Genomic DNA, 8,861 nt, shown 5'->3' with positions numbered 1-8,861 from the left:
GGTGGTGGTGGAGAACTGGTTCGCTTCCAGCTCACCAACTTTGGCTTCGAGGTTGTCGACGCGACCACGCAGGATCGCCAGTTCCTTCTCGAACTCCTTGAGCAGGCGGCGCAGCTCGTCGGTCACTTCGGTGATCCGATCAAGGCAGGCGTTGAGCAGGGCAGCGGCTTCCCAGCGGCTCAGGGGCTTGCTGCCGCGGAAGGTGCCATCGGGGTAACCAGCGACGCAGCCGTAGCGCTCGATCAGGTTCGAGAGCGCCTGGTAGGCCCACTCGGTGGGCTGCACATCTGAGAACTGGGTGATGCTGGTGACCTGGTCCTGGCTGTGATCGCCTGCGCTCTTGGCGTACTGGTTGATGCCGTCGAGATTGAGTTCAGCGGCGGTTGCCGCCAGGGGTGAGATCAGGCCGAGGACCACTGGGACAACCAGCCGTTGCTGAAACTTGTTCATCGGACATTCCACACAGGCGTGGCTGGTGTTGCCACTGACGTGGTACAGAAATGCGCCCTGCCCCAGGCCTGATCAGGGCTTGTGACGGTTGCCTCAGTGTCTACGCTTGGCAAAGGGCCTTCCTGGCCTGCGATCTGAGCGATTGATGTGCCTGCGACTACATCGAGGTGCTGTTATCGGTCTCCTGAGTCCAGAGCTGTGACTTGGCAGAATCTGAGTGGCCCAGGCTGATGGAGTCAGATTTGGTCATTTCTTCGCCGCCCCGTCAGGTCGCTTGACGGGATGAAATTGCGCTCTGATCAGTGCAGCTGATCGCTGCAATTCGGATCACTGATAGACTTGTCCTTGTAACGACTCGTGACATCAGCTTGATTGGCTGGGCGTCAGTATGGCCACTTCTTGCTCTGTGGATCAGAGCCATTGAGCAGTTCAGAAAATAAAGGTACTTGGTGGGTTGGTATCTTGAAAATCCGCTGATCACTTTTGCGATTTGATCATCTGATCATCGAAGTCGCTCGATGATCACCTCATGAATTCAGTGAACACGCTGGCTTGATTCAAGACGGTGGCGCCTTCAGGCTGCGCCACTCCGCCACCACGAACGGAGGAACTGGCAGCTCCGTGAACACCCCCGGCAAGCGCAGTCTCAGCGGTCGGTTCTGGCTCAGTTCCGCCAGCAGAGGGGCCAGATCGAATTCGGCGGCGGCGGAGCGGCCGTCGCCCGCCAGAGCCGGGCTCTCCAGCGTCACGTCGCTCAGTTGCCACTGGAACGGGCCTGAGCGCACCTGCAGAGCGGTGGGGTGATCCAGGCGCACCTTGCCGGGGTATCCCACCACCCGCAGGCGCAGGGGTGCCCCGGGCTCACCGTCGCGGAAGGCCACCAGCTGCCAGGCCTGGTCATCGAGGTCGCGCAGGCTCACCAGGCTGCGCAGCACCGGGCTTCCGGTTTCGCTGGGGTGCTCATGCAGGTGCGCCAGCGCCGGGCTGGTGGGCGAGGCCAGCAGGCAGCCCAGCACCAGGGCCAGGGCCAGCAGCAGCCGGCCGGCGCGGTGGATCAGCCGCTTCATGGTTCGCGCTCCGCGCCGGGGATCGGCTGCCAGTCGGTGTGGGTGGCCCAGAGCGCCCAGATCGCCATCGCCCGCAGGTAGTGGCAGGCGCGGAACGTACCCACCGCCGTGATCGCCTCCGGTGTGCGGAACTGCAGCCCCCCCGCATACACCTGGCCCACCACGGCGCCGGTGATCGCCAGGGCGGTGTCGGTCTGGCCCATCAGGCGGTAGTAGGCCGCCAGGCCGAAATTGATGCCGGTCCACACCTCCAGTGGGTGGGTGCCCTTGGGGTCGAGCGGCGTGCCGTCGCGGCGCAGGCCGTTGGCCACCCCCAGGCGCCCGCCTTCGAAGCTCTCGAAGCAGGCCTCACGGATCGCCGTCAGCGAGGAGAGGGCCCGCTCGTCGCTCACCACCGCTGGCAGCCCCAGCAGACGCGCATAGAAATCGCCGCAGAGCTGGTCGGCCATCACCACCGGTGTGCCGCTGCCGGCGTCGATGCGGTAGTACTCCCCGTTCCAGAGCAGCCGATCGAAATTCGCCCGGGAGGGCTCCAGCCAGCTGCCGAATTCCCGCTGCTCGGCGCCGGTGTCGAGGCCGAGGTCGAGCTGCAGGCGCTGGGCCATGGCCAGGGCCGCCTCCAGCGCCGCGATCCAGAGGGCACCGCAGTAGGCGCTCACCCCCTGCAGGGGCCAGTCATCGAAGGTCTGGTCCGGCGCGCCACCGTTGTCGGGCAGCCCGTCGTCGTTGATGTCGAACTGCTTGAGGTAGCGCAGGGCCTCCACCACCGCCGGCCAGCAGTCGGCCAGGAAGCGCAGGTCTTCGCCAGAGGGGGAGAGGCGGAACAGGCGCCACACCTGCAGCACGAAATCGGAGGCCAGGTCCTTCCAGAGGTTGCAGTCTTGATAGGCGGTGTAATTGGTGGCATCGAAGGGCCGCTCATTCGGCGCGCCCAGGTCGTGGGGGGTGGCACCGGCCAGCTTGCGCGCCGCCTCCACCCGGCCCCGTCCCTGGGTGAAATACCAGCCGATCGGCCGGGGGGTGGCATCGGCGGCGGGGATGGCCCGGGCAAAGCTGCGCAGCACCGCCTTGTCCAGTTCGGGCCAGAGCTGCAGCAGGGCGAAGGAGCCGTACAGCCGCACGTCCAGGCTTTCGTACCAGGCGTAGTCGAGGCACTCCAGCACCCCGAAGCGGCCCACCGGATCGGCGGAGCTGGCGGCGGTCCAGAGGCTGCCGCCGCTGCAGAGGTCGTAGAGCTCGTTGAACAGGGCCATGCGCAGCGGTTCGGGCAGATCGCTGCGCTCCAGCACCGGTTGCTGCCAGGCCTCGATCGCGTCGCGCCACTGGCGCCACTCGCGCAGGGCTTCGGCGGCGATGGCGGCGGCGCTGCTGCCCGTGGCTCCGAAGAAATCGGTGTAGCGGCGCAGGGCGGAACTGCCGGTGGCGAAGGCGGTCACGGGCAGATCCCAGCTGATCACCAGCGGCAGCTCGATCTCAGCCCCCGGCTCCAGCCTCAGCCGCAGGGCGATGGCGGCGCTGGCCTGCTCGTGGCCGGTGCTGCGGCGATCGTTGTTGCTGTCGGGGATGGAGCCGTCGCGGCTGAAGGCCTCCCAGATCTCGCCGCCATCACCGCTGGGGTCCCAGCGGCTGCAGCGCATCACCTCCACCCCTTCGAGGTCGTCTGGCACCGCCAGACACCACTGGCCCTGCCCCTCGGCGATCGGCTGGCTCGGTGATCCCTCCAGCAGCACGCCCTTGAGGCCGGGGGCATCGACCCAGCGGTTGCGCTGGCCCAGCCCCGCCCCGATGGCGGGCACATAGTTGTGCTCGGGGCTGCCGTCGTCGCGGAAGACCACGGCGGCGCTGGGGTCGGTGTTGGTGAACCAGCCCACGGTGTTGCGCCAGCTCAGCAGCAGCGAGAGATCCAGGGGCGCCTTGGTGGGGTTGGCCAGCCGCCAGCGGAACACCGCCACCGGATAGCTGGTGCGCTGGTAGTCGCCCGGGAGGATCGGACTGAACGCCTCGCAGCTGGCCTCGGCGCGGAAATCGGCCCTGTAATCGAACCAGTGCAGCGGATAGCGGGCGGCGTAGCTGCCGGCCGTGCCGCTGCCTGCCTCTGTGCTGCTGGCGTTGCCCTCCAACCACTGCCAGCGCCCCAGGGGCCGCTCACTGGCCTCAGGCTGCGAGTCGTCGCGCTCCGGCGCCAGGGCCAGGGCCCGCGCCCGGCTGCTGCTGCCGTCGTGCTCGTAGAGGGCGAACTGGCAGTCGGGCAGGACCCCGAACCAGTGCTCACCCCCATCGAGGTGCCAGAGGTTGAAGGTGCCGTCGGGGCCGCGGCCGATGCAGCCGGCACCGAAACCACCCAGGGGAGCGCCGTGGTTGGGGCCGTCGTCGAGGTTGCTGGCGTAGCGCACTGTGTAGGGCGCCTCCCAGCCCTGGCCGATCGGCCGTTGCCAGCTGGCGGGCGGGGCCAGAGCGGGCCGACCGGCGCCGGACCCGCGCAGCAGCGTGGAGAGGGCGGACAGGCCGAACGGAGCCATGGTGCTGATCGAGATGGGGTCAGCTTGTCAGAGCTGGCCCGCCCCGGCGCCCACTTCCTGCTCGATCAGGGCATCGAGGGTGATGGCCGAGCGCACCACGGCCTGGTAGCGCAGCACCACGCGCCGGTTCCGCTCCAGCCACAGACCGGCCTCCTCGCCGCCGCCGCCGGTGGCCTCGGGGCTGAGCAGCTCGATCTCACTCTGGCGGGCCAGCAGGGCCAGGGCCAGCTCATGCACGCGCTGGCGGCGGGAGGGGGGCTCAGGGGCTGCCATGGCGGCATCAACTCGCGGGCATCATGGCGAGGCCCGGCCAGCCGCCGCCCCGGAGTCGCCCTGTGCAGCCACCGCACCAGCCCCAGCACCTCGAGGTGATCGGCACCGATGCCGCCGGCCTGGCCTCGCTGCCGGCAGCGGCGGCGGCCCTGGTGCGCCAGGCCCAGCTGCTGGCGGCCCCCGCCCGGTTGCTGCCGGAGCTGCGCCAGGCCCTGGCGGACGCGGCGTCACCGCCACAGCTGATCGCCAGTGATCGCCCTGAGCAGCTCTTTCCCCAGCTGGAGCAGGCGATGGCCGCCGGCCAGGCGGTGGTGCTGCTCGCCTCAGGGGATCCGCTCTGGTTCGGCATCGGCCGGCTGCTGCTGGAGCGCTTTCCCAGCAGCTGCCTGCGCTTTCATCCCGCCCCCTCCAGCCTGCAGCTGGCCTTCGCCCGCCTCGGTCGCCCCTGGCAGGACGCCCAGTGGCTGAGCCTGCACGGCCGTGAGCCTGATCCGCTGGCGGCCCGCCTGCAGCAACGGCCGGCCGCCCTGGCGGTGCTCACCGATCCCAGCCGCGGCGGCGCTGAGGAAGTGCGGCGGATCCTGGCGGCCTCCGGCCTGGAGGCGGCCTATGCCCTGTGGCTGTGCGAGCGGCTCGGTCACCCCCAGGAGCGGGTGCAGCGGCTGGCGCCCCAGGCGCCCCTGCCGGCCGATCTCGATCCCCTGCACCTGGTGCTGCTGATCGCCGAGCCGCCCTCCGCTGCCGATCCCACCCAGCTGCCGCTGTTCGGCCTCGACGACGGCCTCTGGCTGCAGCATCCCGATCGCCCCGGGCTGATGACCAAGCGGGAGGTGCGCATCCAGCTGCTCGCCGACCTGGAGCTGCCCGCCGGCGGGGTGCTCTGGGACGTGGGGGCCGGGGTGGGCTCGGTGGGCCTGGAGGCCCTGCGCCTGCGGCCGGCCCTGGAGCTCTGGGCCCTGGAGCAGCGCGGCGGCTCAGCGGCCCTGATCCGGGCCAACGCCGAGCGCCTGGGGGTGCGGCCGGCGGCGATCCATGAAGGCCGGGCTCCAGAGGCGCTCAGCGGCTTCCCCGACCCCGACCGGGTGCTGATCGGCGGCGGTGGCCGTGGGCGGGTGGCCGTGCTGGCGGCGGTGCTGGAGCGGCTGCGCCCCCGGGGGGTGGTGGTGATGCCGCTGGCCACCCTGGAGGCCCTCCCGGAGCTGCGGCCCCTGCTGGAGCACGCTGGCCTGGCCATGACGGTGAGCCAGCATCAGTGCTGGCGCGGGGCTCCCCTGGCGGAGGGCACCCGCCTGGCCCCGCTCAATCCGGTGCTGGTGCTGAAGGGGCGCTGCCCCGCCTGAGCCAGCGAATCGGCGCGGGAGATCCCACAACAACGCCGAGGCGGGCCGCCTCGCCGGCATCGATCTCCACCACCCCATCGGCGGGCTCCTGGGGCCCGTAGCTGCGGCAGGGCAGGCGCGGACAGGGCTGGGCGGCGGCTTCGATGGCGATCACCCGGCCCTCGCGCACAAAGATCATGTCCAGTGGACTGATGGTCTGGTGCATCCAGAAGCGCGCAGGCTCGGGCGGATCAAAACGGAACCACATGCCGCGCAGCGGGCCCAGGGGTGGGCGCTGCATCAGCCCCAGGCTGTACTGGCGCTGAGTCCTGGGCACCTCCAGCTGGATGCAGCCGCCGGTGTCCTCCAGGCACCACTCCGCCTCCAGCGGCAACACCTGAGGAGGCCCTGCCTCGGCGAGGGTCCGGGGGGCGCCAAGGGCCAGGGCCCCCAGCACCAGCCCCAGCGGCACCCGCCAGGCCGAAGGCGACGTTGACGGCTGCGGCCGGGACAGGGTCATGGGGCGGGGCGCTCCTGGCGGGGGGCACGCTCGCAGAGGCAGTAGCCCCGTCCGCGCACCGTGTGGATCAGCCGCCGCTCGCCGTGCTCCTCCAGCTTCTGGCGCAGGTAGCGCACGTACACCTCCACCACATTGCTGGCGGTTCCCTGCTGGTCGTTCCAGACCTCAGCGAGGATCTGCTCGCGGCTGAGCACCAGGCCCGGTTGCTTCATCAGTGTCAGCAGCAGCTGGTATTCGCGGGCGGTGAGCGCCAGGGGCCGGCGGCCCCGCCGCACCTCCCGACTGGCGGGATCCAGGCTGAGGTCGGCCAGTTGCAGGGGGGGCACCAGGCCGCCGCCGCCGCTGCGGTGACGACCGCGGATCTGCAGCAGCAGGCGCAGACGCATCAGCAGGTCGCTGCCACCGGCGCTGGAGAGCCAAAAATCGTCGGCGCCGGAGCTGAAGCAGAGGGAGCGGGCCTCGATGCTGTCGTTGACCAGATCCAGCAGGATCGGCACCTCCTCCAGAATCATGCGCAGGGCCGGAATCGTGGCCACCCCATCGGCCCCCGACACCAGCACCGCCGCCGGCGGATCGGGCAGGGCTCCCACCGGAGCGGTGCGGTAACCGGAGGCCTCCAGACGCGGCGCCATCGCCTCAGCCTGCTCGCCCACCAGCAGGATCAGCGGCCCGCCGCTGGTCATGGCGCCTCTCCGGCACCGGGGCCGTCGCGGCCGCCGAACTCCTCGTTGTTGGGTTTGGCCACATGGGGCAGTCCCCAGCCCAGCTTGTTGCGCAGCACCTGGAAGAACTCGTGGTCCTGCAGACGCACGAAGCGGGCCGGGTGGGGGCTGCGGCGGATCAGCACCCGATCTTCCGGCCACACGTAGCAGCCGGCGCTGCCGTCCACCACCATCATCAGCCGCTCCGGCGTGGCTGGAAACACCGTCACGGGTTCCTGGTCGCTGAACACCAGGGCGCGGGAGGCGAGGGAATGGGGGGCGATCGGGGTGAGCTGCAGCACCGGGCAGTCGGGGGTGATCACGGGGCCGCCGGCGCTGAGGGCATAGGCGGTGGATCCGGTGGGGGTCGAGAGGATCACCCCATCGGCGGAGATGTCCACCGGCACATGACGGCCGATGGCGATCTCGAAATGACACATGCTCGTGAGCGGTTCCCGGTGCAGGGCCATCTCGTTGAGGCAGAGCACCTCCCAGCGCCGCTGGTCGCCGCGCATCACGCTCACCACCAGCATCGTGCGCTCCTCCACGCTCCAGCGGTCGCTGAGGAGCTGCTCCATGGCCCCGTCAAGCTCACTGAGGTAGGCCTCGGCCAGGAAACCCAGGTGGCCGGTGTTGACCGTGAGGATCGGCACCCCGATCGGTGCGGTCTGGCGCGCGGCGGAGAGCACCGTGCCGTCGCCGCCCAGCACCACCGCCAGGCTCATCTCCGGGTGAAAGCTCGCCGGCACGCAGGCACTGAAGCCACGGCTGCGCAGGTGGTGGTCGGGATTGGCGAAACCCACCATCCCGCCGGAGCTGCTCACCCTGAGCACGCTGGTGCCGGCCGCTTCAAAGCGGCTCTGGATCAGATCGGCCGTCTTGACGGCCAGATCCTTGCCGTCGTTGACGATCAGTCCGACGCAGGGCACCGGTCGGAGGCGAGAACCTGTTGAGTGTATGGGGAGCCTTCCTGCTGCGGCCCGATTGGCATCAGAACTGCTCCAGGAAGCGCAGATCGCTGGTGAACAGCCGGCGGATGTCGTCGATGCCGTGGCGCACCATGCAGAACCGCTCCACCCCCAGGCCAGCGGCAAAACCGCTCCAGCGCTCAGGATCCAGCCCCAGGCCCTCCAGCACCGCCGGATCCACCATCCCGCAGCCCATCACCTCCAGCCAGCGCCCCCGCCACTGCACATCCACCTCCGCCGACGGCTCGGTGAAGGGGAAGTAGCTGGCGCGGAAGCGCACGGGCAGATCGCCGAAGAACTGCTGCAGGAAGGTGGTGACGGTGCCGCGCAGGTGGCTGAAATCCAGGCCTTCATCGATGGCCAGCACCTCCACCTGGTGGAACACCGGCGAGTGGGTGGCATCCACCGCGTCGCGTCGGTACACCCGCCCGGGCGCCACGATTCGCACCGGTGGCGGATTGCTCTCCAGGTGGCGGATCTGCACCGGTGAGGTGTGGGTGCGCAGCAGCCGCTCACCGGGCAGGTAGAAGGTGTCCTGCATGTCCCGGGCCGGGTGGTGCGGCGGGATGTTCAGGGCGGTGAAGTTGTAGTAGTCGGTTTCGGCCTCCGGCCCCTCCTCCACGCGGTAGCCCAGCCCGGCGAACACATCGACGATCTCCTCGACCGTGCGGATCAGCGGGTGGCGGTGCCCCGCCGGCACGTAGCGGCTGGGGGCGGTCACATCCAGCCGCTCCCCCGCCAGCTTCTCGGCCATGGCGGCGCCCCGCAGCCCCTCCAGCCGCTGGCCCAGCAGCGCCTGCACCTGCTCCTTGAGCACGTTGGCCCGCTGACCCACCACGGGCCGCTCGGCGGCATCCAGCTTGCCCATGGCCCCCAGTACGGCTGAGAGGCGGCCCTTCTTGCCCAGCAGGCCCACCCGCAGTCCCTCCAGTTCCGTGGTGCCAGTGGCGGCGGCGATGGAGGCCGCCGCTTCGGCTTCAAGGGCCTCGAGCTGGTCGGTGAGCTGCTGGAGGCTGATCGTGGCGCTCACGGAACGGGGGCGGT

9 protein-coding genes are annotated in these 8,861 nt (G+C 70.0%); 1 reads left to right on the top strand and 8 read right to left on the bottom strand.

The genetic code is table 11. The features are described 5' to 3' along the window. From KQ304_RS03310 to KQ304_RS03295, 4 genes are all read right to left on the bottom strand, one after another. Positions 1–450, bottom strand: a 450-nt coding sequence (locus KQ304_RS03310; protein ID WP_259735696.1) for an iron uptake porin, incomplete at its 3' end; no start/stop codon positions are given. A gap of 557 nt (positions 451–1,007) precedes the next feature. After that, entirely contained in the window at positions 1,008–1,517 is a 510-nt protein-coding gene (locus tag KQ304_RS03305; protein WP_259735695.1) for a DUF3122 domain-containing protein, read from the bottom strand. Continuing rightward, positions 1,514–4,036 (bottom strand): GH116 family glycosyl hydrolase, encoded by a 2,523-nt coding sequence (locus tag KQ304_RS03300; protein WP_259735694.1) that lies wholly within the window; start codon positions 4,034–4,036, stop codon positions 1,514–1,516. Before KQ304_RS03300 ends, KQ304_RS03305 begins: the two co-directional genes overlap by 4 nt. A 27-nt stretch (positions 4,037–4,063) precedes the next feature. Then, entirely contained in the window at positions 4,064–4,309 is a 246-nt protein-coding gene (locus KQ304_RS03295; protein ID WP_259735693.1) for a hypothetical protein, read from the bottom strand. A 62-nt stretch (positions 4,310–4,371) separates the two neighbouring features. Here KQ304_RS03295 and cbiE point away from each other — a divergent pair, with 62 nt between their 5' ends. After that, positions 4,372–5,649, top strand: coding sequence for a precorrin-6y C5,15-methyltransferase (decarboxylating) subunit CbiE (gene cbiE, locus KQ304_RS03290; RefSeq protein WP_259735692.1), 1,278 nt, complete (start codon positions 4,372–4,374; stop codon positions 5,647–5,649). Here cbiE and KQ304_RS03285 read toward each other — a convergent pair. The 4 genes from KQ304_RS03285 to pheS form a co-directional block, all read right to left on the bottom strand. Further along, positions 5,609–6,148 carry a DUF192 domain-containing protein gene (locus KQ304_RS03285; protein WP_259735691.1) on the bottom strand — a complete coding sequence of 180 codons (540 nt, stop codon included), beginning with the start codon at positions 6,146–6,148 and terminating at the stop codon, positions 5,609–5,611. The two genes, cbiE and KQ304_RS03285, sit on opposite strands and share 41 nt — an antisense overlap. After that, positions 6,145–6,831: a winged-helix domain-containing protein gene (locus KQ304_RS03280; protein ID WP_259735690.1), complete on the bottom strand. Its 687-nt coding sequence runs from the start codon at positions 6,829–6,831 to the stop codon at positions 6,145–6,147. Before KQ304_RS03280 ends, KQ304_RS03285 begins: the two co-directional genes overlap by 4 nt. Continuing rightward, entirely contained in the window at positions 6,828–7,778 is a 951-nt protein-coding gene (locus tag KQ304_RS03275) for an NAD(+) kinase (RefSeq protein WP_259735689.1), read from the bottom strand. Before KQ304_RS03275 ends, KQ304_RS03280 begins: the two co-directional genes overlap by 4 nt. A gap of 61 nt (positions 7,779–7,839) precedes the next feature. Beyond that, a complete protein-coding gene (pheS, locus tag KQ304_RS03270) occupies positions 7,840–8,847 on the bottom strand; it encodes a phenylalanine--tRNA ligase subunit alpha (RefSeq protein ID WP_259735688.1) in 1,008 nt (335 codons plus the stop codon). Between the last annotated feature and the right edge of the window lie 14 nt (positions 8,848–8,861).

This window comes from Synechococcus sp. CS-1329, from assembly GCF_025128055.1.
GTDB lineage: Bacteria > Cyanobacteriota > Cyanobacteriia > PCC-6307 > Cyanobiaceae > Regnicoccus_A.
This window is presented reverse-complemented; position numbering and strand designations above follow the sequence as displayed.